This is a genomic window from Nonomuraea basaltis (assembly GCF_005893125.1).
In the GTDB taxonomy this organism is placed as follows: Bacteria; Actinomycetota; Actinomycetes; order Streptosporangiales; family Streptosporangiaceae; genus Nonomuraea; species Nonomuraea basaltis.
In genome coordinates this window covers 91423-117111 of sequence record NZ_VCJS01000006.1, presented here as the reverse complement: position 1 = coordinate 117111, position 25689 = coordinate 91423, and the positions used below count along the sequence as shown (strand labels likewise).

At 70.6% G+C, this 25689-nt stretch carries 22 protein-coding genes; 9 read left to right on the top strand and 13 right to left on the bottom strand.

The window, feature by feature from the left end:
• The first annotated feature begins 140 nt into the window (after positions 1-140).
• Positions 141-2468 (top strand): sigma-70 family RNA polymerase sigma factor, encoded by a 2328-nt coding sequence (locus tag EJK15_RS04575; RefSeq protein ID WP_138709081.1) that lies wholly within the window; start codon positions 141-143, stop codon positions 2466-2468.
• A gap of 178 nt (positions 2469-2646) precedes the next feature.
• Positions 2647-3894 (top strand): NYN domain-containing protein, encoded by a 1248-nt coding sequence (locus EJK15_RS04570; RefSeq protein ID WP_420847017.1) that lies wholly within the window; start codon positions 2647-2649, stop codon positions 3892-3894.
• Positions 3895-4059: 165 nt separating this feature from the next.
• On the opposite strand, the gene EJK15_RS04565 is transcribed toward EJK15_RS04570, so the two are convergent.
• Positions 4060-4689 carry a response regulator gene (locus EJK15_RS04565; RefSeq protein ID WP_138709080.1) on the bottom strand — a complete coding sequence of 210 codons (630 nt, stop codon included), beginning with the start codon at positions 4687-4689 and terminating at the stop codon, positions 4060-4062.
• Between the two features lie 3 nt (positions 4690-4692).
• Positions 4693-8874: a HAMP domain-containing protein gene (locus EJK15_RS04560; RefSeq protein WP_138709079.1), complete on the bottom strand. Its 4182-nt coding sequence runs from the start codon at positions 8872-8874 to the stop codon at positions 4693-4695.
• A 462-nt stretch (positions 8875-9336) separates the two neighbouring features.
• Between EJK15_RS04560 and EJK15_RS04555 the strand changes: the two genes are divergently transcribed.
• Entirely contained in the window at positions 9337-10539 is a 1203-nt protein-coding gene (locus EJK15_RS04555) for a PP2C family protein-serine/threonine phosphatase (RefSeq protein ID WP_240776767.1), read from the top strand.
• A gap of 135 nt (positions 10540-10674) precedes the next feature.
• On the opposite strand, the gene EJK15_RS04550 is transcribed toward EJK15_RS04555, so the two are convergent.
• The 3 genes from EJK15_RS04550 to rho all read right to left on the bottom strand — a co-directional run bounded on the left by EJK15_RS04550 (position 10675) and on the right by rho (position 14802).
• A complete protein-coding gene (locus EJK15_RS04550; protein WP_138709078.1) occupies positions 10675-12441 on the bottom strand; it encodes a S9 family peptidase in 1767 nt (588 codons plus the stop codon).
• Between the two features lie 144 nt (positions 12442-12585).
• On the bottom strand, positions 12586-13629 hold the full coding sequence (locus EJK15_RS72600) for a putative RNA methyltransferase (protein WP_206060645.1): 1044 nt from the start codon (positions 13627-13629) through the stop codon (positions 12586-12588).
• A 69-nt stretch (positions 13630-13698) separates the two neighbouring features.
• Positions 13699-14802 (bottom strand): transcription termination factor Rho, encoded by a 1104-nt coding sequence (gene rho, locus EJK15_RS04540; RefSeq protein WP_171074112.1) that lies wholly within the window; start codon positions 14800-14802, stop codon positions 13699-13701.
• Positions 14803-15193: 391 nt separating this feature from the next.
• On the opposite strand from rho, the gene EJK15_RS70205 reads away from it, so the two are divergent.
• The 4 genes from EJK15_RS70205 to EJK15_RS04530 are packed head-to-tail and all read left to right on the top strand — an operon-like array spanning position 15194 to position 16736.
• Positions 15194-15337 carry a hypothetical protein gene (locus EJK15_RS70205; protein WP_171074111.1) on the top strand — a complete coding sequence of 48 codons (144 nt, stop codon included), beginning with the start codon at positions 15194-15196 and terminating at the stop codon, positions 15335-15337.
• A 49-nt stretch (positions 15338-15386) separates the two neighbouring features.
• Positions 15387-16127 (top strand): MBL fold metallo-hydrolase, encoded by a 741-nt coding sequence (locus EJK15_RS04535; RefSeq protein ID WP_240776766.1) that lies wholly within the window; start codon positions 15387-15389, stop codon positions 16125-16127.
• The gene (locus tag EJK15_RS76160) at positions 16124-16252 is read left to right on the top strand and encodes a hypothetical protein (protein ID WP_276615360.1); all 129 of its coding nucleotides are present in this window, start codon (positions 16124-16126) and stop codon (positions 16250-16252) included. Before EJK15_RS04535 ends, EJK15_RS76160 begins: the two co-directional genes overlap by 4 nt.
• A 7-nt stretch (positions 16253-16259) precedes the next feature.
• Positions 16260-16736, top strand: coding sequence for an NUDIX domain-containing protein (locus EJK15_RS04530; protein WP_138709077.1), 477 nt, complete (start codon positions 16260-16262; stop codon positions 16734-16736).
• On the opposite strand, the gene EJK15_RS04525 is transcribed toward EJK15_RS04530, so the two are convergent.
• Positions 16701-18602 (bottom strand): sensor histidine kinase, encoded by a 1902-nt coding sequence (locus tag EJK15_RS04525; RefSeq protein ID WP_138709076.1) that lies wholly within the window; start codon positions 18600-18602, stop codon positions 16701-16703. The genes EJK15_RS04530 and EJK15_RS04525 overlap by 36 nt on opposite strands.
• A 62-nt stretch (positions 18603-18664) precedes the next feature.
• Between EJK15_RS04525 and EJK15_RS04520 the strand changes: the two genes are divergently transcribed.
• Complete coding sequence (locus tag EJK15_RS04520) at positions 18665-19084, top strand: hypothetical protein (RefSeq protein ID WP_240776765.1); 420 nt, start codon at positions 18665-18667, stop codon at positions 19082-19084.
• On the opposite strand, the gene EJK15_RS04515 is transcribed toward EJK15_RS04520, so the two are convergent.
• On the bottom strand, positions 19085-19435 hold the full coding sequence (locus tag EJK15_RS04515) for a hypothetical protein (RefSeq protein WP_138709075.1): 351 nt from the start codon (positions 19433-19435) through the stop codon (positions 19085-19087). It lies immediately after the preceding gene.
• Between the two features lie 74 nt (positions 19436-19509).
• Between EJK15_RS04515 and EJK15_RS04510 the strand changes: the two genes are divergently transcribed.
• Positions 19510-20037 carry a DUF6886 family protein gene (locus EJK15_RS04510; RefSeq protein WP_138709074.1) on the top strand — a complete coding sequence of 176 codons (528 nt, stop codon included), beginning with the start codon at positions 19510-19512 and terminating at the stop codon, positions 20035-20037.
• Here EJK15_RS04510 and EJK15_RS04505 read toward each other — a convergent pair.
• The 6 genes from EJK15_RS04505 to EJK15_RS04480 are packed head-to-tail and all read right to left on the bottom strand — an operon-like array spanning position 20003 to position 25575.
• Positions 20003-20983: a ketopantoate reductase family protein gene (locus EJK15_RS04505; RefSeq protein WP_138709073.1), complete on the bottom strand. Its 981-nt coding sequence runs from the start codon at positions 20981-20983 to the stop codon at positions 20003-20005. The two genes, EJK15_RS04510 and EJK15_RS04505, sit on opposite strands and share 35 nt — an antisense overlap.
• Positions 20984-21002: 19 nt before the next feature.
• A complete protein-coding gene (locus tag EJK15_RS04500; RefSeq protein WP_138709072.1) occupies positions 21003-21728 on the bottom strand; it encodes a glycosyltransferase family 2 protein in 726 nt (241 codons plus the stop codon).
• Positions 21729-21788: 60 nt separating this feature from the next.
• On the bottom strand, positions 21789-22331 hold the full coding sequence (locus tag EJK15_RS04495) for an AAA family ATPase (RefSeq protein ID WP_138709071.1): 543 nt from the start codon (positions 22329-22331) through the stop codon (positions 21789-21791).
• 34 nt (positions 22332-22365) lie between these two features.
• Positions 22366-23967, bottom strand: a complete 1602-nt coding sequence (gene lysS, locus EJK15_RS04490) for a lysine--tRNA ligase (RefSeq protein ID WP_138709070.1) — start codon at positions 23965-23967, stop codon at positions 22366-22368.
• A 40-nt stretch (positions 23968-24007) separates the two neighbouring features.
• Positions 24008-24217 carry a hypothetical protein gene (locus EJK15_RS04485; protein ID WP_138709069.1) on the bottom strand — a complete coding sequence of 70 codons (210 nt, stop codon included), beginning with the start codon at positions 24215-24217 and terminating at the stop codon, positions 24008-24010.
• Positions 24218-24222: 5 nt separating this feature from the next.
• Positions 24223-25575, bottom strand: coding sequence for a S8 family serine peptidase (locus tag EJK15_RS04480; RefSeq protein ID WP_138709068.1), 1353 nt, complete (start codon positions 25573-25575; stop codon positions 24223-24225).
• Positions 25576-25689: the final 114 nt, after the last annotated feature.

Below are 25689 nucleotides of genomic sequence, written 5' to 3'. Positions count from 1 at the left end.
CCTCGATCGCGTACCCCGCCTCGGGACCGGCCCTCCGCCATGCTCCTGCCGCGCCGACGGTAAAGACGGCTTCCCGGGTTAGTCATGACGGGAATGCGGAATGATTGCGCCGGGAAACCCCGCGTAATCGTGAGGTCACTATGGGTGTCGAATCGCCGCAAAGCGACGCAGATCTGCTTCGGGCCGTCAAAGAGGGCATCGCCGCAGCGTACGGGCAGCTCTATGAGCGCCATGTCGCCGCGGCCCGCGCGCTGGCCCGGCAGCTCGTCAGGGGCACGGAGGCCGACGACGTGGTCGCCGAGGCGTTCACGAAGATCCTCGACCTGGTCGGCCGGGGTAAGGGTCCCGACGCCGCGTTCCGCACCTACCTGCTGACCGTGGTGCGGCGCACGGTCCACGACCGCTCCAGGATCGAGAGCCGCCAGGTGGCCACGGGGGAGATCGAGGAGTACGACCCCGGGGTGCCGTTCGTCGATCCCGCGCTCGTCGGGCTGGAGAAGTCGCTGATCGCCCGGGCGTACCTGTCGCTGCCCGAGCGGTGGCGGGCGGTGCTCTGGCACACCGAGGTAGAGAAGAGCAGGCCGGCCGGCGTGGCGCCGCTGCTCGGCCTGTCGGTCAACGGCGTGGCGGCGCTGGCGTACCGGGCGCGGGAAGGGCTGCGGCAGGCTTACCTGCAGATACACCTGGGCGAGCAGCCGCAGCACGAATGCCGGCCGGTGCTCGGCAAGATGGGCGCCTACGTCAGGGGCGGGCTGGCCAGGCGCGACTCCAAGGCCGTCGACGAGCACGTGAACGGCTGCGAGGAGTGCCACGGGGTCCTGCTGGAGCTGACCGACGTCAACCGCGGGCTGCGCGTCATGGTGGGGCCGCTGATCGCCGGACCGCTCTTCGGCGGCTACGCGGCCGCGCTCGCCAAGTCGGCAACCGGCGGCGGCGCGGGCCGCCTGCTACGGGTGGCCGGCCGGCTGCGGCGGGCGCCCAGGCACCAGCAGGCCGCGATCGCGGGCGGCGCGGCCGTCGCGGTGGCGGCGCTCCTGCTGATCTCCGAGGAGGGGCCGGCCACGAAGCGGCCCGCGACGGCGCCGATCGCCCAGCCGCCCGCGTCGGTGCGGCCGGCGCAGCCGCAGCCGCAGCCGAGCGAGGTCCCCGTGCGGGTCCCGCCCCCGGTCAAGACCGCGAAGCCACTGGACAGTGCCCGGCTGCGCGCGACCATCGAACCCCTCGGAGCGCTCGTACGCGCCCAGCCCGGCATCGTCCGCATCCGGCTGCGCAACTACGGCGACGCGCCCAGCGAGGAGCTGGCGGCGCTCGTGGACCTGCCGCCGGGCGTGGCGCTCATCCCGACGGCCCGGCACCACCAGACCGCCCGCCCCGGCCCCGTCGGCACGGTGGACGGCTGGGCCTGCCGCCCGGTCGGTGGCGGCGCCCGGTGCGCCAGGGAGCCGCTCGGCGCCGGGCAGGGCACGGCGGTGTTCCTGCGGGTGCTGGTGGCAGGGGAGGCGCCGGAGGGCGCGGGGCCCGCCGTACGCGTCGAGGCCGGCTCGCTGCGGGTCAGGGCGCGGGCCGAGGAGGGCGTACGCGCGACCGGGGCGCCTGCCAGGTTCGCCACCGAGGGCAGGGTGACCGTCAGGGCGATCGGCAACGCCCTGCTGAGCTGCCCCGAAGAGCGGGTGGGCTGCCCGCAGGCCCGGCGGCGCCAGGGCGACCAGCGCGACAACGACCTGTGGCCGATGGCCGCGCTCGACCGGGACGACGTGCCGGACACCGCCGCCTCAAGCGCGGCCCGGCTGTCCCTGCCGAAGAGCAGCCGGGTCGTGTGGGCCGGGCTCTACTGGTCGGCGAGCGGTGAGCGCGCCGGGCCCATCAAGATCCGGCCGCCCGGGCGGCGGAAGTACGAGACGGTCCGGCCGGGCCATGTGGCCGTGCGCGAGCTGCCCGCAGGCCCCGTCTACCAGGCGTTCGCCGACGTCAGTGGGCTGGTCGCCGGCGTACGCAGGAACGGCATGTGGTGGGCGGCCGACGCGCCGCTGGAGGAGGGGGTGGCGCGGCACGCCGGGTGGAGCCTGGTGCTGATCGTCAGCGATCCGGCGGAGCCGTACAGCCAGGCCGTGGTGCTCGACACGGCCACCGTGGTCGGCGGCGCGGACCGGCGCGTGCGGATCCCGATCGGCGGGCTGACCCCCGCGGCCGCTCCGGCCAGGGTGGAGCTGGTGACGTGGGAGGGCGACGCCGATCTCGAGGGTGACAAGGTCTCCCTCGGCACCGGCGCCCTCACCCCCGTGGGCGGCGGCCGCCACCGCGCGAACGTCTTCGACGGCTCATCGAGCGGCGTGGCGGAGATGACGTTCGGTGCCGACATCGATACGGTCGGCGCTGAACTCGGAGCGGACCCGGGACTGACGATCGCCACGGACAAGGACGTCGTCCTGTTCGGCGTGGCCGCGTTGAGTGTGCGTGCGAGATCGTGACCATGAACGGGACAAACTGGTACGATCCGCCTGTATGGTCTGGCGCGTTGGCGGGCGGGGCCGAACTGTTGGGTTAACCCTCGCGCGATCACCTGCTTTCATTACCCTGAGAGAGGGCCGCCGAGTCCGGTCTCTGACGGTGCAGAGCCAGCAAGGTCGGACCACCAGGAAAGGGGCGGTGTCAGTGGATCGCTGTGCGCTGTTCGTAGACGCCGGCTATCTGCTGGCTGATGGAGCGATGGCCGTGCACGGCACGCGTCATCGCGAAGCGGTTGCCTGGGACTACCCCGGGCTGCTCCAGCTGATGACCAGCCTGTCACGCGAGCGCACCGGCCTGCCGCTGCTGCGGTGCTACTGGTACGAGGCGACGGTCGAGGGCCGGCGCACGCCGGAGCACGACGTCTTGGCCGACATTCCGGGCCTCAAGCTCAGGCTGTCGCGCATCCGGCCGGGCCGCCGCGAAGGGGTCGATGCCCAGGTCCATCGCGACCTGATGACGCTCGCCCGCAACAACGCCATCTGCGACGCGGTGGTCGTGAGCGGGGACGAGGACCTGGCGCAGGTCGTGTGCGACGCGCAGGACCTCGGCATCAGGGTGAGCGTCATCCACATCGCGGCCGACGGCGGCTGGGCCGTCTCGCGGTCGCTCCGGCAGGAGTGCGACGACCTGGTCGAGTTGGGCGCCGTCCACCTGAGACAGTACGTCTCCGTGGTGACCGGCGTCACCGAGTCGTCGTCCAACGGGCACCACGCACCGCTCAGCAACGGGCAGGCCACATACTCGCTACCGCCCTCCCAGCCCTCCTCGTCGTCATCGCAGTCGTCGCTGCCCCCGGCCGCGCCGTCCACCGGCAGCCACGCCGCCGGCTCCTCCTCTTCCGGCTCGCACAGCCAGTCGTCGTCCAACGGGCCGTCGTCGTCCGGGCGCGGGCGCTCGTCGTCCACGCCGCCGGCGCTGCCCACCTACTCCAGCTACCAGGCCGAGCAGCAGCCGCCGTCCTCCGCCCCGGCGACGGGTCCCATGCAGGCCCAGCCACAGTCCCAGGCCCAGTCACAGTCGCCCAGCACCGGGCAGTTCGCCTCGCCGTCCAGCGGCAGCTACCAGCCGGCGCAGGCCGGGCCGTACACCGTGCCGCAGTCCGCGCCCGTCACGCCGCCGTCCGCCGCCACGGCGGGCGCAACGACGCTCTCCGACGCCGTCAAGTCCGCCCACCGGGAGGGGCACGACTTCGGCGACTCCGTCGCCCGGGACGCGCCGGCGCTGTGGCTCGAGGCGGTGCTGGCCCGCAAGCCGCGCATGCCGTCGGACCTGGAGGCGCGGCTGCTGCAGGGGTCGTCGCTGCCGATCGACTTCCTGCTGCACGACGAGGTCCGCCACGCGCTTCGGCGCGGCTTCTGGGACGCCCTGGAACGCGCGCGCCACTGATCCGCGCGCCGGTGCTCCGAAGCGCGCCGCTCGTGCCGTGTGCGACTGGATCGCCCGCTCCGCGTTACCTCCACCGTGACACCGCCCGGGTCGGCGTTGTAGCCCTGCGACGTCCCGGCATGCGTCATCCCCGGACGCTGGCGTGCGTCCGGGGTTGTGGGCACGTCAGGACAGCGCGTCGAAGCCGGCGCGCAAATGCGTGACCCGGTCCGTCAGGTCCGAGAGCGGCACGGCCAGTGCCGGGTCCTGTGACTTGCGAGCCAGCTCCCGGATCCGGGCCAGCTCGTCCTCCACCGACGTCAGCCGCCGCGACAGCTCCGGCAGCACCGCGGCGTGGTCGCCCGTGCCCGGCGGCAGCTCGCCACTGACCCGGTCGCGCAGCATGGACGCCTGCTCGGCCAGGCGCTTGTTCATGTTGTACAGCTCGGTGAACACCGACACCTTCGCCCGCAGCACCCACGGGTCGAACGGCTTGGTCAGGTAGTCGACCGCGCCCGCCGCATACCCGCGGAAGGCGTAGTCGGGCGCGCTGTCCACGACGGTGAGGAAGATGATCGGGATGTTCCTGGTCCGCTCGCGCCGTTTGATGTGCGCGGCCGTCTCGAACCCGTCCATGCCCGGCATCCGCACGTCGAGCAGGATGAGCGCGAACTCGCTGTTGAGCAGTGCCTTGAGCGCCTCCTCGCCCGACCGGGCGCGCACGGGCACCAGGTCGAGCGAGCTGAGGATGGCCTCGAGAGCGATGAGGTTCTCCTCGCGATCATCGACCAGCAGGATCTTCGCACGATCCGCCATCGATCACGCCCCTTCGGCTGATGAGTCGGTCGTGGCTCCGCGACCGCGGCTGAGCCAGCCGCGCAGGCGTTCGAGCAGCCGGTCCACGTCGACCGGCTTGGGCACGTAGTCGGACGCGCCCGACGCGATGCTCTTCTCCCGATCGCCCCGCATGACCTTGGCGGTCAGCGCGATGATCGGCAGATCGGCGAACTGCGGCATGCGCCGGATGGCCGAGGTCGTGGCCCAGCCGTCCATCTCCGGCATCATGATGTCCATCAGCACGAGCGCGACGTCCTCGTTCCGTTCGAGCTGCTCGATCCCCTCCCGGCCGTTTTCAGCGTAGACGACTGTGGAGCCGTGTCGCTCCAGCACGCTGGTCAATGCGAACACGTTGCGGATGTCGTCGTCCACGATGAGGATCTTCGAGCCGTTGAGCGGATCGTCGCCCTGCCACTGGGTGGGCGTCTCGACCGGCGGCTCGACCAGCTCGGGCATCGGCAGGTCCAGCGGCAGCGGCGGCTCGGGCACCGTGGCGGCGGTGGGCTGCTCGTCCACCGGCGACGTCATGAGCTGCCGGCGAGCCGCGCCGCCGTCGGTGGCGGCCAGCGGGCCGGTGTAAGAGGCCGGCAGGTAGAGCGTGAACGTGCTGCCCTTGCCCAGCTCGCTGTCCACGTGGATCTCGCCGCCGAGCAGCCTGGCGATGTCCCGGCAGATCGCCAGCCCCAGGCCGGTGCCGCCGTACTTCCTGCTCGTGGTGCCGTCGGCCTGTCTGAAGGCCTCGAAGATGACGTCCCGTTTGTCGGGTGCGATGCCGATGCCGGTGTCGACCACATGGAAGGCCAGCAGATCGTGGGCGTCGTGCAGCGTGTCGTCGTCGAAGTCGACTCCGGGCGGAGCCATCGAGACGCGCAGCTTGACCTCGCCCCGTGGCGTGAACTTCACCGCGTTGGAGAGCAGGTTACGCAGGACCTGCTGCAGGCGCTGCTCGTCGGCGCGCAGCTCGTTCGGCACGTCGGACTCGACGTCCACGCTGAACGACAGGCCCTTGTCCTGGGCCAGCGGCGCGAACGCCGCCTCCAGCAGGTCGACCATCTTGGGCAGCGACACCTGGATCGGGTGGATGTCCATCCGGCCCGCCTCGACCTTCGACAGGTCGAGCATGTCGTTGATCAGCTGGAGCAGCGCCGAGCCCGCGCTGTGGATCGTACGGGCGAACTCGACCTGCTGCGAGGTCAGGTTGCCCTCGGCGTTCTCGGTCAGCAGCTTGGCCAGCACCAGCAGGCTGTTGAGCGGTGTGCGCAGCTCGTGCGACATGTTGGCGAGGAACTCGGACTTGTAGCGCGAGGACACGGCCAGCTGCTCGGCCCGCTCCTCCAGCGTCCGGCGGGCCTGCTCGATCTGGAAGTTCTGGATCTCGATCGCGCGGTTCTGCTTGGCCAGCAGCGCTGCCTTGTCCTCCAGCTCGGCGTTGGACCTGCGCAGCTCCTCCTGCTGGCGCTGCAGCTCGTCCGAGCGCTCCTGCAGCTCCCGGGTGAGCCGCTGCGACTCGGTCAGCAGGTCTTCGGTGCGGGAGTTGGCGATGATCGTGTTCATCGTGACGCCGATGGTCTCGACGAGCTGCCGCAGGAAGTCCAGGTGCACCTCGCCGAACGGGGTGAACGAGGCCAGCTCCAGAACGCCGAGCACGCGGCTCTCGAACAGGATCGGCAGCACCACGATCTGCGCGGGCGTGGACTGGCTGAGCCCGCTGTCGATGGTGACGAACTGCGGTGGCACGTCGTCGAGCACGATGTGCCTGCCCTCGGCCGCCGCCTGGCCGACGATGCCCTGGCCGATGGCGAAGCGCTGGCGCGGCCCTCGGCCGGGACGTACGCCGTAGCCGCCGATCAGCACCAGCTCGTGGTCGCCCTCGGGGTCGATGCCGTAGAAGGCGCCGTAGCGGGCCGAGACCAGCGGCGTCAGCTCGCTCATCGTCAGCTTGGCCACCTCGAACAGGTCGCGGTGGCCCTGCATGAGCCGGGAGATGCGGGCCAGGTTGGACTTGAGCCAGTCTTGCTCCTGGTTGGCCTGGGTGGTCTCGCGGAGGTTGGCCACCATCGAGTTGATGTTGTCCTTCAGCTCCGCCAGCTCGCCCTGCGCCTCGACGGCGATCGAGCGGGTCAGGTCGCCGCGCGCCACGGCGCTGGTCACGGTCGCGATGGCGCGTACCTGCGTGGTGAGGTTGCCCGCCAGCTCGTTGACGCTCTCGGTGAGCCGCTTCCACGTGCCCTCGACGCCCTCGACCCGCGCCTGGCCGCCGAGCTGGCCCTCCGAGCCCACCTCGCGGGCCACTCGGGTGACCTCGGAGGCGAACGACGACAGCTGGTCGACCATCCGGTTGATGGTGGTCTTCAGCGCCAGGATCTCGCCCTGGGCGTCGACGTCGATCTTGCGGGTGAGGTCGCCGTTGGCCACGGCGGTGGTCACCTCGGCGATGTTGCGCACCTGGTACGTCAGGTTGTTGGCCATGAAGTTGACGTTGTCGGTGAGGTCCTTCCACACACCCGACACGCCCTGCACCCTGGCCTGCCCGCCGAGCTGCCCCTGCGTGCCCACCTCGCGGGCGACGCGGGTGACCTCGTCGGCGAAGGAGGACAGCTGGTCCACCATCGTGTTGAGGGTGTCCTTGAGCTGGAGGATCTCGCCCTGCGCGTCGACGGTGATCTTCTTGGACAGGTTGCCCTGGGCCACCGCGGACGAGACCGCCGCGATCTGGCGCACCTGCGAGGTCAGGTTGTTGGCCATCGAGTTGACGTTGTCCGTCAGGTCCTTCCAGACCCCGGACACGCCGCGCACCTGCGCCTGCCCGCCGAGCTGGCCCTCGGTGCCCACCTCGCGGGCGACTCGGGTGACCTCGGAGGCGAACGACGACAGCTGCTCGACCATCGTGTTCATGGTCGACTTGAGCTCCAGGATCTCGCCCTGGGCGTCGACGTCGATCTTGCGGGTGAGGTCGCCGTTGGCCACGGCCGTGGTCACCTGGGCGATGTTGCGCACCTGGTACGTCAGGTTGTTGGCCATGGAGTTGACGTTGTCGGTGAGGTCCTTCCAGACGCCCGACACGCCCTTCACCTCGGCCCGGCCGCCCAGCTTGCCCTCGGTGCCCACCTCGCGGGCGACGCGGGTGACCTCGTCGGCGAAGGAGGACAGCTGGTCCACCATCGTGTTGAGGGTGTCCTTGAGCTGGAGGATCTCGCCCTGCGCGTCGACGGTGATCTTCTTGGACAGATTGCCCTGGGCCACCGCCGTCGCCACGGTCGCGATGCTTCGCACCTGAGAGGTGAGGTTGTTGGCCATGAAGTTGACGTTGTCGGTGAGGTCCTTCCAGACCCCGGACACGCCGGTGACCTGCGCCTGCCCGCCGAGCTGCCCCTCGGTGCCCACCTCGCGGGCCACGCGGGTGACCTCCTCGGCGAAGCCGGACAGCTGGTCCACCATCGTGTTGACGGTGTTCTTCAGCTCGAACATCTCGCCCACGGCGTCGACCGTCACCTTGCGGCTCAGGTCGCCCTTGGCCACCGCGGTGGTCACCACCGCGATGTCGCGCACCTGCGCGGCCACGCGGGACGACATCGTGTTGACGGCCTCGGTGAGATCGCGCCAGCTCCCGGACATGCCGCGCAGGTTGGCGCTGCCGCCCAGCCGGCCCTCGGTCCCGGCTTCCCGGGCCACCCTGGTCACCTCGGAGTTGAACAGCGCGAGCTGGTCGACCATGCCGTTGATGGCCTTGCCCAGGCGGCGCACCTCGCCGCGGGCCGACCGGTCGAGGTCGATGCGCCGCGACAGGTCGCCCTTGGCGACCGCGTCGATCACGTCGGCCGCGCCGCTCACCGGGCTCACCAGGGCGTCGATCAGCTGGTTGACCGACTCGACGCTCTCCGCCCACGCGCCCACCCCGGGGCCTGGCGTCAGCCGCTCGCCGAACCGGCCCTCCTTGACGACCTCCTTGCGGACGCGTACGAGCTCGTTGGCGAGATGTTCGCGGCGGTCGGCCACCTCGTTCAGCAGCAGCCGCACCTCGCTGAGGATGCCCGGGGGCGCATAAGGCACCCGACGCCGGAAGTCGCCGTCACGCCAAGAGAAGAGGGTCTCGAGGATGGGTACGAGATCCGATTCGGTATACGTCCTCTCCTCTGGGGTTGGCGCGGCCTTGGCCGTGGTCATGGGGCCTCCTTCACTCGCTGCGGGCTCCGGCGAGTGATTCAAGTCTGTCACGATGAGTAGCTCGTAGTCCTGTCCTTGGATTTACCCCAAGTCAGTGAGAAGTGTGGTAGGCACGTTGGGATGACTGCTTCTCCCCATGCGGTGCTCGCTGCGACGTTCGCTCCCGGTGAGACCGCTGTGACGGCTGCGATGAGGTTCACGCACGAAGTGATGACCGCGTGGGCCACCGGTGGCGTGCTCCATACCGCCGAGCAAGTCGCGGGAGATTTGGCCGAGCAAGTCGCTGACGAGCCGTTTGAGGTGATTTGGAAGCATTTCGGGGATGCCGTACAGGTGGAATTCCGGCAGCGAAGCGTTTCCCAGAGCGATCCAAAAGCTCCTTCCGCGAACGTCGAAGAGTGGGGAGTCACCTTTGCGGGTGATTCCCGTGTCCACTGGGCAAGGCTCACGCTACCTGGCTCCGTGGACAGGGTGGCAGCCGAATGGCTGGAGGAGAGCTCCCGAGGACCACATTGGCTGGGGTTCCTGGCCGATGCGAGTGACCTGCTCGCGGGCACTCTCGACCCCGACATGGTGCCCGCGATCATCGCCCAGGTGGTGGTGCCGAGGCTGGCGACCTGGTGCGCGGTCTACACCTCCGACGGCGCGGCCGGGCCGCTGCGGCTGGTCTATCTGTGGCACGCCGACGAGGCCAGGATCGACGGGCTGCGCGAGCAACTGGCGGACATGGACGTGGCCGCCGCCGGCACGCGGGTCACCTCCGCGCTCCACCTGGCCGACTCGCAGGTGCTCGCGGTGCCGCTCACCGCGCGCGGCCGCAGCCTGGGCATGATGTGCCTGGGTCGGCCCGACCGCTTTCCCGACGAGGTCATCCAGTTCGCCGAGGACATCGGCAGGCGCGCCGCGCTGGCCATGGACAACGCCAGGCTCTACGCCCAGCAGGCCGCCGCCAACCGCGCGCTGCAGCGCAGCCTGCTGCCGCCCAACGAGCCCGAGGTCCCCGGCCTCGACTACGGCGTCATCTACGAGCCCGCGGGCGAGGCCAACGAGGTCGGCGGCGACTTCTACGACCTGTTCAAGGCGGGCGACGACTCGTGGCGGTTCGCGATCGGCGACGTCTGCGGCACCGGCCCGGAGGCCGCCGCCGTGACCGGCCTCGCCCGCCACACGCTGCGGCTGCTGGCACGTGAGGGGTACGGCGTCGCCGCCGTCCTCGGCCGGCTCAACCAGGCGATCCTGGAGGAGGGGGAGCGGGCCAGGTTCCTCACGCTGCTGCACGGCGACATCTCGCCCGTGAAGACCGGCCTGGAGATCCGCATGGTGTCGGCCGGGCACCCCGAGGCGCTGCGGCTCAAGCCGAGCGGCAAGGTCGAGGCGGTGACCACCCCGCAGTCGCTGCTCGGCGTCTTCCACGAGGTCGTGTTCGAGGCCGACACCATCCACCTGGAGCACGGCGACGTGTTGCTGGCGGTGACCGACGGGGTTACCGAGCGGCGCTCCGGCGGGCGCCTGCTCGACGACGACGGCGGCCTGGCCAAGCTGCTGGCCGAGTGCGCCGGGCTGTCTGCCAGGGCGGTGGCCGAGCGCATCCGCAGGGGCGCGGCGGAGTTCGCCTCCGAGCCGAGCGCGGACGACCTCGCCATCGTGGTCCTGCGCGCCCGCTAGCCTCCGCGAGCCGGTCGCGGGCCTGTGGTGCTTGATGAGTGCCTCCCCGTATACCGACCGTGCGCGGATCGTGACAGGGGGAGGACCCGACGGTCAAGCCCGCCGGGTCGGGCAATTCTTACGACCTGTCAAGCGTCAGGTCGAATTCACGTGCTTTCTGGAGAAGTCGAGCTGGACAGCTATCTGCGCGATCCGTTCGGACACCACCAGGGATCCGCGAATGGCGTCGTACATGTAGACCTCGTGCTCGCGCCCGTGCTCGGCGAGCTTGGCCACGTACTTCTCGATCTGGCGCAGCGGGCAGCGCGTGTCGTTCTCGCCCGCCAGGATCAGCAGCGGGCTCTTCACCTGGTCGACGTAGGTGATCGGGGAGCTGGCGGCATATCGCTCGGGCTGCTCGCGGGGGGAGCCGCCGAGCAGCGCGCGGTGGTAGGCGCGCAGGCTCTCGGCCTCGTCCTCGTACGACGTGTGGTGGCAGGCGATCGGCACCGCCGCGATGCCGCACGCCCACAGGTCCGGCTGGGTGCCGAGGCCGAGCAGCGTGAGGTAGCCGCCCCAGGCCGAGCCCGCCAGCACTAACCGGTCGGGGTCGGCGATGCCGCGCTCGACCGCCCACCGGCGCACGGCCGCCACGTCGGCCAGCTCGATGTGCCCCACGTCGCCGTGCAGCGCGTCGCGCCAGTCCGAGCCGTAGCCGGTGGAGCCGCGGTAGTTGACCCGCACCACTGCGAAGCCCGCGTCCACCCAGGCCGCGACCTCGGGGGAGAAGGCGTCGCGGTCGTGGTCCGCCGGCCCGCCGTGCAGCAGGAAGACAGCGGGGAAGGGCGCGGTGCCGATCTCCGGCTTGGAGACCAGCGCGTGGATGCGGCCGCCCTCGCCTTCGACGTCGATGTCCTCGACGGGCACGCTCGGCGGGGCGGGCGGACCGCTGGGGTTGACCACCACCTGGCCGTTGGTGGAGCGGATGACCGGCGGGTGGGAGGCGCTGGACCAGGAGTACTCGACGTGGCCGCTGGGCCGGGGAGCCGCCTCGTCGATCACGCCGTGCGGCGTGTCGATGAGGGTCAGCCCGCCGCCGGCGAGGTCGTAACGATGCAGGTAGCTGCGGGCCCGGTCGTCGCGCAGGATCAGCAGGCCGCGGCCGTCGTCGTACCACTCGGCGGCCAGGTCGCCGGAGTCCTTCAGCCAGATCTCGCGCTGCTCGCCGGTCACCGGGTCCCAGACCAGGGGCTCGTGGCGCTGGCGGCGCTCGTGCAGGGCGAGCAGCCGGCGGTCGCCCATGACGGGCGCGAACTTGAGCCCGACCACGCCCTTGCCGGGGCCGTCGTAGAGCTCGCTGACCGTGTCGCCGTTGTGCCGGACGACGCGGAGGGCGGGGTGACGGAAATCGCCGTACTCACCGTGATTTATCGCGATAAGGGAGCCGTCGAGGGACATGTCGGCCACCCACGCTGCCTCGGTGTGCTCGTAGAGCAGCCGGAACGGCTCGCCCTCCCGTACGAGGTGGATGCGGAACGTCCCCTCGCTGGCCAGGCTGATCGCCGCGACGCCGGTCGTGGACAGTGCGATGCCGCCGGGCTGTCCCGGCGGCAGGCCGGGCGCGACCGGCTCGTCGGGGCCGCCGGTGAACGGCTGGCGCCACCACACGCCGAACTCGTCGCCTCCGGTGTCGGCGAACCAGTAGATCCACTGGCCGGTCGGGTCGACGGCGGCATGCGCCGTGCCCTTGGGCCGGTCGGTGACCTGCCGGGTGGTGCCCGTCACGCGGTCCCAGGCGTAGACGTCCCACTTACCTGTGGCGTTGGAGCGGTAGATGGAGCGGTTCGGAGCCTGGCGCGCCCAGGAGGGCAGCGTCATGCGCGAGGCCCGGAACCTGGCCTGCCAGCGTTCCTCCGCCTTCATCCGGCGCGCCCCCTCCCGTTGATGTCCCGCGCCTCCGGGCTCGGGATGCCGTCCAGTATTGCGCCTGTATCGGAGAAATACCCGGGGAATGTGGGGGAATTTCGGACTAAATGCCCCATCAGTAACACCAGTCGCACAGGTCCGTCAAGGAACAGGTCTTGATCGGGGTGCGGGCTCGAAGATAGACAGTTGAAACGCCGCGTGTGTCGCTACTTTATGCCGTTTTCTCATGGCATTCCGGGAGATGTATTCCGCGATTCGCTCATCAAGGTCGGCCGCGTCGGTGTGCCACGCGCTCGGGCCCATCCCGACCACCTGCACGATGTCGCCGTGGCCCAGCTCCATGTCGAACTCGATCGAGCGCCGCCCGGTCTCCGCGAAGCCCTCCATGCTGCGCGCGACCCTGCGCTCTTTCTCCTCGTCGACGGAGAGCAGTCCCAGCTCCTCGACCAGCGGGCTCAGATGCGTCTTCGCGGGCGTGACGACCACGACGGCGCCGTCAGACCGCAGAATCCTCCTGAACTCGGGTCCGTTTCTGGGCGCGAACACGTCGATCACCACGTCGGCCACCCCATCCCGGATGGGAAGCGGCCGCCACACGTCGGCCACGAAGGCCCCCACCCTCGGATGCACCCGCGCCGCCCGGCGTACAGCGTGCTTCGACACATCGAAAGCCATCCCGATGCCATCGTTCACGGCATTGAGCGCGGTCGCCAGGTAGTGCCCGGTTCCCGCGCCGGCGTCGACGATCACCGGCACGATCCTGCCCACCGCGCGGTCACCCTCGACGTTGTCCCGGTCAGACACAGGACCTTCAGCTGGCCCCACGCCGTAACCGGCCTCCATTCTCGCCCCACGGTACGCCCTCAACTCCTCGCCGTCATTCGTTTCGGTAGAGGACTCACGTTTTAGTGGAACGTTCTGTGCACCCGTGTGCTCCCGCACGGCCTCCGCCACCGCTTCGGCGAGCGGCGCGTAGTGTCCGGCGTCGAGGAACTCGGCCCGCGCGGCCACCATCGCCGCGCTGTCGGCCGTCCCCGGCGGCCTGGAGCCGACGAGCAGGCTGACGTACCCCTGCCTGGCCACGTCGAACGCGTGCCCGCCGGCGCACCGCAGGGTGCGCTCGTCCAGCCGCACGTCGGCGCGGCAGACCGGGCAGATGAGGTATTCGACGATGTCAGCCAGCATGCGGCCCATTCTCGTGCACGGCCACGGCAGCGCCGCCGTGACGTCCGGCCACGGAGGGCGGGCGGGGAGTCAGGCGCTCGCTTCGAGGAGGAAGGCGGCGTTGGAGGAGGTGGAGCGGAGCTTGCCGACGAGCATCTCGAGCCCTTGCCGCTTCTCGAGCCCGGTGAGCATGCGCCGCAGCCGCCAGACCACCTGCCGCTCCTGCGCGTGCAGCAGGATCTCCTCGCGCCGCGTCCCGGAGGCCTCCAGGTCCACGGCGGGGAACAGGCGCCGCTCGGCCAGCTCGCGGGTGAGGTGCAGCTCCATGTTGCCCGTGCCCTTGAACTCCTCGTACAGGTTGTTGTCCATCCGCGACCCGGTGTCCACCAGCGCGGTGGCGAGGATGGTGAGGGAGCCGCCGCCCTCGACGTTGCGGGCGGCGCCGAAGAAGCGCTTGGGCGGGTAGAGGGCGGCGGCGTCGATGCCGCCGGTGAGCACGCGCCCGCCGGCCGGCGCCAGGTTGTTGTACGCCCGCCCCAGCCGGGTCAGCGAGTCGAGCAGCAGCACCACGTCCCGTCCGGCCTCGACGAGCCGCTTGGCCCGTTCGATGGCCAGCTCGGCGACGGCGGCGTGGTCGCGGTCGGGGTGGTCGAAGGTCGAGGAGAAGACCTCGCCCTCGATGGTGGCGCGCATCTCGGTGACCTCCTCGGGCCGCTCGCCCACCAGCACCACCATGAGATGGACCTCGGGGTGGTTGCGGGTGATTCCGGCGGCCAGCGCCTGGAGGACCATGGTCTTGCCGGCCTTGGGCGGCGCGACGATGAGGCCGCGCTGTCCCTTGCCGATGGGCGCGAACAGGTCGATGACGCGCGTGCTGAGCGACTCGGTCTCGATGGTGAGCCGCTCGGTCGGATGTACGGGTGTCAGCTCCGCGAACTGGGGACGGTCACGCCACCGCGCGGAGCCGTTGACCGACTCCACGGCGGCGAGCTTGTTCCCGGCGAAGGACGCGACGACGTGGTCGCCGGGCCGCAGGTCGAACTGCCTGATCTTGTCGGGAGGCACGCGCATGTCGCCCGGCCCAGGTAGATGACCGGCCCGGATGAACGCGGATTTGTCGCGTACGTCCAGGAGACCGCTCACCTGCCGGACAGGCGCATGCGTGCGCTGTTCAGGAATGGTGTGCACAGACATGGTGAACCCCTTGGGGGAGATGCGCCGGGCCAGGACAGACCGGCGGGTGATGAAAGGAAGCCGGGCCCTCAACAAGGGGCTGGGCTTAGATGAAGATCAGCGGAGCTGAAGCTCAACGCTGGTGGCAAGATACCACGCCATCTGGTCCATCAAACACCTAGCCCTCTTGGACTATTCCCGGGCGGTTCTCGTGTCTTCGCTCACAAGCACGGGACGCCGGCGTGACAATGTTCTTCTCGGCACCGTCCTGTGAGGAAAATTACCGCAGTCCGGTGTATCGGAGGGCACAGAGCCCCCATCGCGGCAGCGTCATCGTGTCAAGTGGCATGCAGGACCCCTGCAACTCGGTGAGGGTTCCATAGGACAGACAGAAACTCCTTGGGGGAGCACCATGAAGACCGTCAACCGTTGCCCGCGGTGCCACCACGAGCTCGACGAAGGCCCGATCATGTACAGGTGCGCGCACTGCTGCCGCGCCGTCTACGCCGCCGACCTCGAGAACGAGTACGTTCCGCGCGAGCCCGTCGCCGCATAGCCTCGGCCCCGTAAGCCGCCGCATGGCCTCGGCCCCGTAACCTGACGGGGTGCCGCACCAACCGATAACCGTGTCCGGCGTCGAGGTGACACCCCTCTGCGACGCCGTGGGCCCCATGGGGGCGGCGATCCGCCGCCCGCTCGCCGAGATGTTCCCCGGTTCGGGGCTCCGGGACGAGCCGTGGGTCCTGCATTTCCACTGCTATCTGCTGCGTACCGCGGCAGGCCGCCTGACCCTGGTCGACACCGGCATCGGCGGCGCCGACTCACCGGCGTCCAGTTGGGCGCCGGTTCCCGGCACGCTGGCCGGCGAGCTGGCCGCGGTGGGGGTCGCGCCCGCCGAGATCGACACCGTCGTCCTCACCCACCTGCACAGCGACCACGCGAGCGGCGTGGTGACCGACGGCAGACCGGCGTTCGAGAACGCGCGCCACGTGCTGCAGCAGGCCGAGCTGGACGCCGCCCAGGGCCCGGCGCTCGACCGGCTCGTCACCCCGATCAAGGGGCAGCTGCACGTCGTCGAGGGCCAGGCCGAGATCGCGCCCGGAGTCCACGTGCACCTCGCGCCCGGGCACACCCCGGGCCACCAGATCGTCCGGGCCGGCGACGTGGCCATGACCGGCGATCTCGTGCTCCACCCTGTCCAGCTCGAGGACCCGGGCGTGCGCTACCTCTACGACGACGACCAGGAGGCGGCCGCGCGCACCCGCGCCGAGGTGCTCGGCGCACTCAGAGCCGAGGGCGCGATCCTCGCCACCGCCCACTTCAGCGAGCCTTTTCTGCGTCTTTGAGCAGTCAGGCAACCGGCTCGGAACGTGTCGTGGAGTACGTGCTCGACGGCGCAGGCCAGGAGCCGCAGCGACTCGGAGAGCCGGCCAGGGCGGAGAGCCAGGCGCTGCTCCAGGTTCTGCCATAGTGCCTGTGTGAGCGATTTCTGGACCACGGTCAACCGGGTCATCACGGGAGCGGCGGCGTACATCACGGACGAGCGGGGCCGGGTCCTGCTGGTGGATCCCAATTATCGCGAGCACTGGTCGTTCCCCGGCGGCATCGTCGACGCGGGCGAGCATCCCGCGCAGGCGTGCGCCAGGGAGGTCGCGGAGGAGGTCGGGCTCGAGGTCGAGGTCGGCCCGCTGCTGACCGTGGCGTGGGTCGACGGGCTGCCGAATGTGCCGTACCCGCTGGTCAACTTCGTGTTCGACTGCGGCGAGATCGCCTCCGACACGCCGATCACGCTGCAGGCCGAGGAGCTGGACGACTACGGGTTCTTCACCGTCGAGGAGGCCAAGGGGCTGCTGGCGAGCCATGCCTACCAGCGACTGCTGGCCGCGGCGGCCGCCCGGGAATCCGGTGTGATGTCCTACCTACCGCCCGCTCAGGACCGGCTGGTCGGCAAGTAGCGAGGAGGGCAGGGCGGCCATCGCGGTCAGGCCGCCGTACGGTGAGGGCGCCAGGGCGACCTTGATGCCGTGCCGGGCCGCGAGCCGGCCGACGACGAACAGGCCGAGCCGGTCGCTCTGCGCCAGGTCGAACTCCGGGACCTTGGTCAGCCGGTCGTTCAGCTCGTCGAGCTCGACGCGGGGCAGGCCGAGCCCCCGGTCCTCGACCTCGACCATCAGGCCGTGCAGCGTCATCGTGCTCCGCACGTCCACCCTGGTCTTGGGCGGCGAGAAGAGGGTGGCGTTCTCGATCAGCTCGGCCATCAGGTGGGCCACGTCCGTGACCGCCGAGCCCAGCAGCGCGACCGGCGGCGGCTGGAGCACCTCCACGCGCTCGTACTCCTCCACCTCGGCCACGGCCGCGCGCAGGACGTTGACGATCGGCACCGGGTTGCGCCAGCCGCGTCCCGGGGTGTGGTCGGACAGGATGATCAGGCTCTCGGCGTGCCGGCGCATGCGGGTCGTCAGGTGGTCGAGCTTGAACAGGTCCGCCAGCATCTCGGGCTCCTCGGTGGCCCGCTCCATGCTGTCGAGCTGGAGCAGCTGCCGGTGCAGCAGCGACTGGTTGCGCCTGGCCAGGTTGACGAAGACCTGGCTGACGCCGTGCCGCAGCCTGGCCTGGTCCAGCGCCGCCGCGACAGCCGTGGACCGCACGCGGTTGAAGGCCTGGACGATGTCTTCCACCTCGGAGCTGTACGTCCTGACGTCCATGGCCGTCACCTCAGCCGGTGTGGGGTCGGACGTGTCCGTACGCAGCCGCTTGACCAGCCCGGGCAGCCGTACCTCGGCCAGCTCGGCGGCGGCGTCACGGAGCCCGGCCAGCTCGCGCACCAGGCGCCTGCGGAAGCGGAGCGAGAGCATGATGGAGGCGACGACGGCGATCAGGCCCACGCCGCCGGCCACGCCGATCTTGACGAGCATGCCGACGGCCGTAGGGGTGACCCGCTGAACGATGCCCGTCACGGCCGCGGCCTGGTTGCGCTCGACCGCCCGCCACAGGTTCTCGCCGTCGACCGGCCAGGTGGCCGCCGCCGCGGGCAGGCCGTTCGTGGCCGCCTGCCCTCTGATGGCGTCCTCGACCTTCAGGAACTCCTTGTAGACGGGCGCGGCGGTCAGCTTCTCGTACGGCCCCCGCAGCCCGCCGTCCAGGTGCGAGAGCGCCCGCGAGTAGAGCAGCCGCCTGGTGGCGACCATCCCCGTGAACGCCTCCCGCTCGCTGGGCTCCACCTTGCCCCTGGCCAGCACGACGGCGATCAGCGCCCGCTCCCTGGAGAGCACGTCCTTGGCCTCGCCCAGCATGGTCACGGCCTTGGCCTGCTGGTAGAGCGCCATGTCGGGCACCAGGACCATGGCGTCGTACAGGCGGAAGGACGCGTCCACGACCTGGCTGTAGCCGTCGATCACGTCGAGCGGCGCGGCGGATCTGGAGTCCACGTCGCGGCGGACCTCCACGAGCTGGTCGAGCTTGCCGTTGAGCGCGTTGAGCTGCGCGGTCATTTCGGGCGACATGTCGTGAACGTTCTTGACGAGGCTGCGGAAGGTCGCCACCGCCTGGTCGGTCGCGCCGCGCTGCTTGCCGAGCTTGCCGGCGCCCTTGCCGCCGGCCAGGAACTCCACCGAGGCCAGCCGCTCGTTCTGCAGCGCGATGTTGACCTGCTCGGACGGCGTGGCCAGGTTGGTGGCCAGATCATTGATCGCGAGCAGGCGGACACCGTCGCCGCCGGTCAGGCCCGCCGCGAACGCCCACAGCCCGACGAGGGACAGCAGCGGGACGAGCAGCAGGACGAGGAGTTTCAGCGCGATGGGACGGCCACGCGTGGGGGGCATGCGACCTCCGGGTGCATGATGAGATCGCCTCGCAGAGTACACCCCCCATTGGAAGGATTTCTGTGCGTCTTCCGCGTTCTTTCTCCGGCTGGACCATCGCGGTTTTCGGATTGCTCGCCTTCGCGCTCGGCCTGTTGGGCCTGATCTCGCCCGGCACGCTGCTGGTCATGCTGGGTTTCGAGGTGCTCGACGTACGGCCCGCGGGAGACTACACGCTGGTCTATATGGCCGCCTCCTCGATGGCGGCGGTGAACATGGGGGTCTACTACATGTTCGCGGCGTCGGCGGACTACACGCCGTTCTTCCGCTGGACCGTGCCGTTCCGGCTGGTCACGTTCGCGGTCTTCAGCACGCTGGTGCTGACGGGCGCGGCGCCGGCCGAGTTCTTCGGCGTCGGGCTCTGGGAGGGGCTGGGCGCGGTGATCACGGGGTTCGCGCTCTGGCGCGAGGGCAAACTGATGCCCTCGCGCCAGACGGCGTGATCACGGATTCTCGGGGCTTCTGGCCACGAGGCGGTCGCCGGACGTGTCTTCGCGCTCCAGCTTCCGTTCCAGATCACGCTTCTCGTCCTCCAGCCGGGCCACCCGGTCGGAGGCCTCGGCTCTGGCGCTGCGCAGCCTGCGACGCTGCCTGGCCGTCCTGCGCGACCCCGAGCCCAGCAGCCAGAGCCCCAGCGCCAGGACGGCCATCGTGACCGCCCCTGCGAGGAACATCTCCAGATGGTTGAGCTCAAAGGTGTATCCGAACAGGATGTACCTGGCACTCTCCTCGGTGAGGACCAGGGCGATGGCGCCGCCGGCGAGCAGGACCAGGAGAAGACCCAGCAGAATCATCCAACTCACCCCTTGTCGTCAGAGCGGGTTTCCACTGCCCAAGCAGCGTCGCGGTATGCGCGATGATGACGTTCATGAGACCAGAGCCCGGCCAGGTGCTGCACTTCTCCGAGGACCCGGCGATCGAGCGGTTCGTCCCGCACGTCGCGGTGACGACCTCGCTGACCGAGCCGTACGTGTGGGCGGTCGGCTACGAGCGCTGCCCCGACTACTGGTTTCCGCGTGCCTGCCCGCGGGCGATGGCGTGGACCGGGCCCCGCACCACCAAGGAGGACGCGGCCCGGATCATCGGCCCGGGCTGCGGCGAGCGGGTGCACGCCATCGAGTACTGCTGGGTCAAGGCGCTCATGGACGTGCGGCTGTACGCCTACCGCCTGCCGGCCGACGACTTCGCGCCGATCGGTGACCCGCCGCACGCCATGGTCGCGAAGGTGCCCGTCGAGCCGATGGGCCCGCCCGAGCCGGTCGACGACCTGTTCGAGCTGCACGAGGAGGCGGGGATCCAGCTGCGGCTGCTGCCCAACCTGTGGGGGTTCTGGAACGAGGTGACGGCGAGCACGCTCGAGTTCAGCGGGATCCGGCTGCGCAACGCTCGTCGATGAGCGCGACCAGCGTCTCCAGCGGCATGGAGGCGGGCGGCAGCTTCTCGCGGGCGAACCTGTTGGCCTCGCTCCGCAGCACCTCGTTGACCGGGGCGGGCACGCCGTGCAGGCGGCCGAGCAGGACGATCTCGCCGTTGAGGTAGTCGGCCTCGATGGAGCCGCTGGCCCTGGCCAGACTCTGCCACGACGATCCGCCGCCGCGGGTGATGCCCTCGATGGGGCGCGCGTCCGCCTGGTGGCCGCGTACCTGGCGCTCGTCCTCGGGGGTGGCGTAGGCGATTCCGGCCCGGTCGAGCACGGTCGCGGCCTCGGCCCTGGCCCGCTCCACGACCGCCGCCCTGCCATCTACGTGGCCGACGAGGGCCTCCACGGCGTTGGCCAGGTTGCCGAGCAGCTTGCCGTGCTTCCAGCGCATCACGTCGGGGACCGCGCGGGCCACGAGTCCGCCGGAGCTCGGCTTGCCGAGGTCGGTGGCGATCTGCTCGGCGAAGTCGTCCACACCCTGTGGATAGAGTCCGACCTGCAGTATGCCGGAGTATGGGTGGGCGTACGCGGCCACGACGCCGGGCTCCAGGTGCTGGGCGGGCAGCCACACGCACATTCCGTAGACGCGCGAGAACCGCCGCAGGACCATGCGCTCGTTGTCGACGCCGTTCTGGGCGCACACCACGGGCAGGTCGGACGGCCAGCCGGCGAGCGCGGCGATCGTGTCCTGGGACTTGGTGGCCAGGATCAGCACGTCGTCGTCGCGGGCCGGCACGGGGCCGTCGGCGGCGGGGATGTCGAGGGTTTCCGTGGTCTCCGGGGTGATCAGGCGCAGGCCGTCTCTCTTCAGCGCCTCGTAGTGCGCGCCTCTCGCGATGAGGAGAACGTCGTGCCCGCCTTGGTGCAGCCGGGCGCCGATGGTCCCTCCGACTGCTCCTGCTCCGATCACTATGTAGCGCATTGTCAGAGGATGTCACTCCTCATTTCGCCAGCGCCACTTGGGGCTGAGTCGTCACGGCGGTCCCGCGCGCCCGCTCCCTGATGATCGTCTTGAGTACGCGCCAGCCGTCGCGCACGGCGTGCAGGTTGCTGGCGCCGTGGATGCGGGAGCGCTCGTGGCTGGGGACCTCGCGGATGACGAGCCCGGCCTGGGCGGCGCGGACGTTCATCAGCGTCTCGATTTCGAAACCGTCGCAATCGAGGTCCATGGCCTCCAGGTGGCGCGCCCAGAAGGCGTTGTAGCCGTAGCAGAGGTCGGTGTAGCGGGTGCCGTAGAGGAGGTTGGTCAGGCCGGTGAGGACCTTGTTGCCGAGCGAGCGCACCGGGCTGAGGTCGTCGGAGCCGCCGCCGGGCGCGTACCTGGAGCCCTTGGCGAAGTCGGCGCCGTGGAGCAGCGTGTCGACGAAGGAGCGGATCTCGCGGCCGTCGGTGGACCCGTCGGCGTCGATCATGACGATGATGTCGCCCCTCGCGGCCTGGAAGCCCTCGATGAGCGCGTTGCCCTTGCCGCGCCGCGTCTGCACGACGACCCGGAGGCCGGGGCGCAGCCTGCGCGCCACGGCGACGGTGTCGTCGGTGGAGTTGCCGTCGACCAGGATCACCTCGTCGATCCAGCCGGGCAGCGTGGCGAAGACGTGAGGAAGGTTCTCCGCCTCGTTCATCGCGGGAACGATGACACTGACGCTGGCGGGGTGCTGCTTGTTCATGAAGTCAAGGTCCTCCTGCACACATGCATCCCGCTTGACAGCGCCTTGCATAGATCGCTTTTATAGAAGATTTCCGGCGATCCTGGCCTCGTCGGCCCTGGAGACGATCTCGTCCACGGTCTCGTCCGGGCTCTGTCGCGAGGTGTCCAGCCACAGGCCGATGCGCGGTGTCTCGCGGCGCAGCGCCTGGTCGAGCACGGTCGGCGTCCACCCGCCTCCGTAGCCGCTCTTGGCGCGGGCCCGCTCGCGGCGCTCCACCACCGCCGGGTCGGGGGCCAGCACGACCACGTGCAGGGGGCGGGCTCGGATCAGTTTCGTGAACGGCTTCAGGTCCGCTCCGAGGATGACGTCCTGGACGATCGGCGTGAACCCGGCGTCGAAGTACAGGTCGGCCACGGTCGCCGCGATCCGGTAGCGCAGGTGGAGCTGGCGTTCCGCCTCGTCGGTGACGTCCGGCGTCATGTCGGCGCGGCCGGTGACCACCATGCGCCGGAACGTGTCGCCGCGCACGTGGGCCGCCCGCGGCAGCCGCTCGGCCAGGGCCTGTGCCACGGTGGACTTGCCCGCGGCCGAGATGCCGGTGATCAGCACGGCGCCGTTCACGCGACGGCCGCCCTTCGCACCCGCCCGGTGCCGTTCACCCGCCGACGAGTTTCCTGACCCGGTCGGCGCCCACGGCGAGCAGCAGCGTGGGCAGCCTGGGCCCTGTGTCGCGGCCGACGAGCAGCCGGTAGAGCAGGGCGAAGAAGGCCCGCTGGGCGGCCTTCAGCTCCGGGGTCGGCGCGGCGTCGGCGGCCAGGCCCGCCTGGAGCTTCGGCACGCCGTACACGAGCGTGGTGAGCCCGTCGAGCGACCAGTCGTCGAGGCCGTCGGCCAGCAGCCGCAGCGACTCCCGCTCGCCCGGGCCGATCGAGTCGAGCAGCTCCTCGTCCGGCGACTCACGCACGCGGGTGCGCTGGTCGGCGGGCAGGTGGTCGTCGACCCAGTGCTGCGCCCGGTCCAGGCGGGGGCGGGCCTGGTCGAGGCCGCCGATCCCGTCGAGGTCGCGCAGGATGCGCAGGGTCTGCTCCGTGTCACCGGTCGTGATGTCCACGATGGAGGCCAGCGTCCGGTAGGGGACGGGGTGCGGCGTGGCGGGCAGCGGGCCCTCGGCCGTGCGCACGGCGCGGTCGTACGCGGCCAGCTCGGCGGGTTGCGCCTGGTCGGTGGCGACCTTGCGGCCCAGGGCGTCCCACTCGTCGTAGAGCCGGTGGATCTCCTGGTCGAAGGCGATCTTGAAAGACTGCGCCGGCTTGCGGCGGGCGTACAGCCAGCGCAGCACCGGCGCCTCCATGATCTCCAGGGCATCCGCCGGGGTCGGCACGTCGCCCTTGGAGCTGCTCATCTTGGCCATGCCGGTGATGCCGACGAATGCGTACATGGGGCCGATCGGCTGCCGCCCGCCGAACACGTCGCCCACGATCTGGCCGCCGACGGTCCACGCCGAGCCCGGGGAGTGGTGGTCGACGCCGGACGGCTCGAAGATCACGCCTTCGTACGCCCAGCGCATCGGCCAGTCGACCTTCCACACCAGCTTGCCGCGGTCGTGCTCGGCCAGCCGGACGGTCTCGCCGAAGCCGCACTCGCAGGTGTAGGCCAGCTCGGTGGTCTCGTCGTCGTACGCCGTGACCGTCGTGAGATCGCGCCCGCACAGGTCGCAGTAGGGTTTGTACGGGAAGTAGTCCTCCACCTGCTTCGACCGGTGGCGCGACAGCACGGCGTCGATCCTGGCCCGCTCGCGCACGGCCAGCAGGATCTGCTCCCGGTAGGCGCCCGAGGTGTATTGCTCGGTCTGGCTGATGCCCCGGTAGCGCACGCCCAGCTCGGCCATGGCCTCGATCATGGGCGCCTTGAAGTGCTCGGCCCAGTTGGCGTGCGTGCTGCCAGGAGGGGCGGGCACAGCGGTCAGCGGCTTGCCGATGTGCTCGGCCCACGCCGGGTCGACGCCCGCCGGCACCCGGCGGAAGCGGTCGTAGTCGTCCCAGGACAGCAGGTGCACGCACTCGACGCCGCGCCGCCGGATCTCGTCGGCGACCAGGTGGGGGGTCATGACCTCGCGCAGGTTGCCCAGGTGGATCGGTCCCGAAGGGCTCAGGCCGGAGGCGCAGACGACGGGTTTGCCGGGAGCACGCCTCTCCGCCTCGGAGATCACCTCGTCCGCGAACCTGGACACCCAGTCGGTCTCGCCACGTGCAGCCATCGGGCCATTGTCGCGGTTCCGTCAGGTACACGCCAACGCGTTAGCAAGGTTCGATGCGCGGGTCGGCGAAGAGGTCACCGCCGATCCGCCTGCCCGCCTCCTCGATGACGCGCAGGACGTACAGCCCGGGCTCGGGGCCGACGGCCACCAGCCCGTACGCGATGTCGACCTCGTACTCGGACAGGCCCAGCGCCTCCATTGCGGCGGCGAGGGTGGCGCCGGGCGGCAGGCGTACCTGGAGCAGGACCATCGCGCTCAGGCCGCGCGCGTGCTGCTCTGCCGGCCGAGGGCGGCCAGGACGGCGGGCGGGTCGATGACGCCGTACCCGTAGTCGTAGTCGAAGCCCACCGTGCTGCGGTCGTCGGCGGTGCGGTTCAGCAGGGTGCGGAGCTGCTCGGGGGAGAGCTGGGCGGCGGGCCGGCGGGTGCGGACGGCGGCGACCACGCCGGCGGCGACGGGGCAGGCGGCGGAGGTGCCGGAGTCGGCGGCGCCGACCGCCTCGGAGCCGGCGAAGTGCGTGTACGCGCACAGGTCGGGCTTGCGCTCGGCCAGCCGGCCGGGACCCTGGGAGGAATAGCCGACCCGCTCGCCACGGGTGTCGACGCCGCCGACGGACGTGACGTCGGGGTGGGAGTTGGCGCCGGCGATCGGCCGGTCGGGGAAGCCGCACCTGCGGTCGGCGCAGTCGCGGCCGCAGTTGCCCGCCGCGAACAGGACGTCCGCGCCCGCGTCCGCCAGGCTGCCGACGATCGTGTTGAACGGGTGCGAGGGATTGTCCGAGTAGTTGCCGGGATGCCCGGGCGGGAAGTCCATGTCGGGCGAGAACAGGCCCCAGCTGTTGGTGATCACCAAGGACTTCGACTCCTCGGGCATGGCGTTCAGGACGTTACGCAGATGGGAGTAGGCCATGATCGCGTCCGACAGCAGCCCGTCGAGCCCCGCCCCCTTGCGGGACAGCAGGACGGGGATGTCGAGCAGGGTCGCCTTCGGGGCGGCCAGCAGCACGTCGAAGGCGCACATGGTGCCGTGCTCGACGGGGTGGCGCCCGGGCGTGCGGGCCACGCCGGACGGGCTCCAGCTGCGCTCTTCGTCGATCTGCACGGCGTCGCCGATGCGCGAGCCGACGTGGTCGGCGTTGATGCCGCTGTCGACGACGGCCACGGCCACGCCGTCGCCGTCGTGGCCCTGCGCCCACAGGTCCGAGGCGTGCAGGAGCCGCCTGACCTCGTTCCAGTCCCCGACGGGCGCGTCGTGGCCGCAGGTCGGGACGGGCTCGATGACCGGGTCGACGAACACGCCGGTCACCTCGCGGACCGCGGACTGCAGGCGGGTCACCCTGGTCGAGAGCTCTGCGTCGGCGATCTCCCCGCGCACCAGCACGGACGCGTCCTCGGGCGCCAGCGAGAACTCCACCCGCTGGTGCAGCGAGAGCGGGTCGCCGTGGGGCGAGCGCGGACGCGCCCGCGGCACGGGCACGGGCCCGAACGCCTCGTCGAGGAGGATCCCGGGCAGGTCGGCGACGATGTCGGCGACCGTGGTGACGACGCCCGGGTCGAGCACCGCGGCGACGACGTCCGGGGCGGGACGGAGCTGGATCAGGACACGCATGAGATCACCTTCGTGATGACGGTTACGTAACCGATCGATTACATACCGTAATGCTGCCCTGTCGTGCCGTGACCATTCCTTTGTGTAAGGGAATTGTCACTCTATGTCATCAAT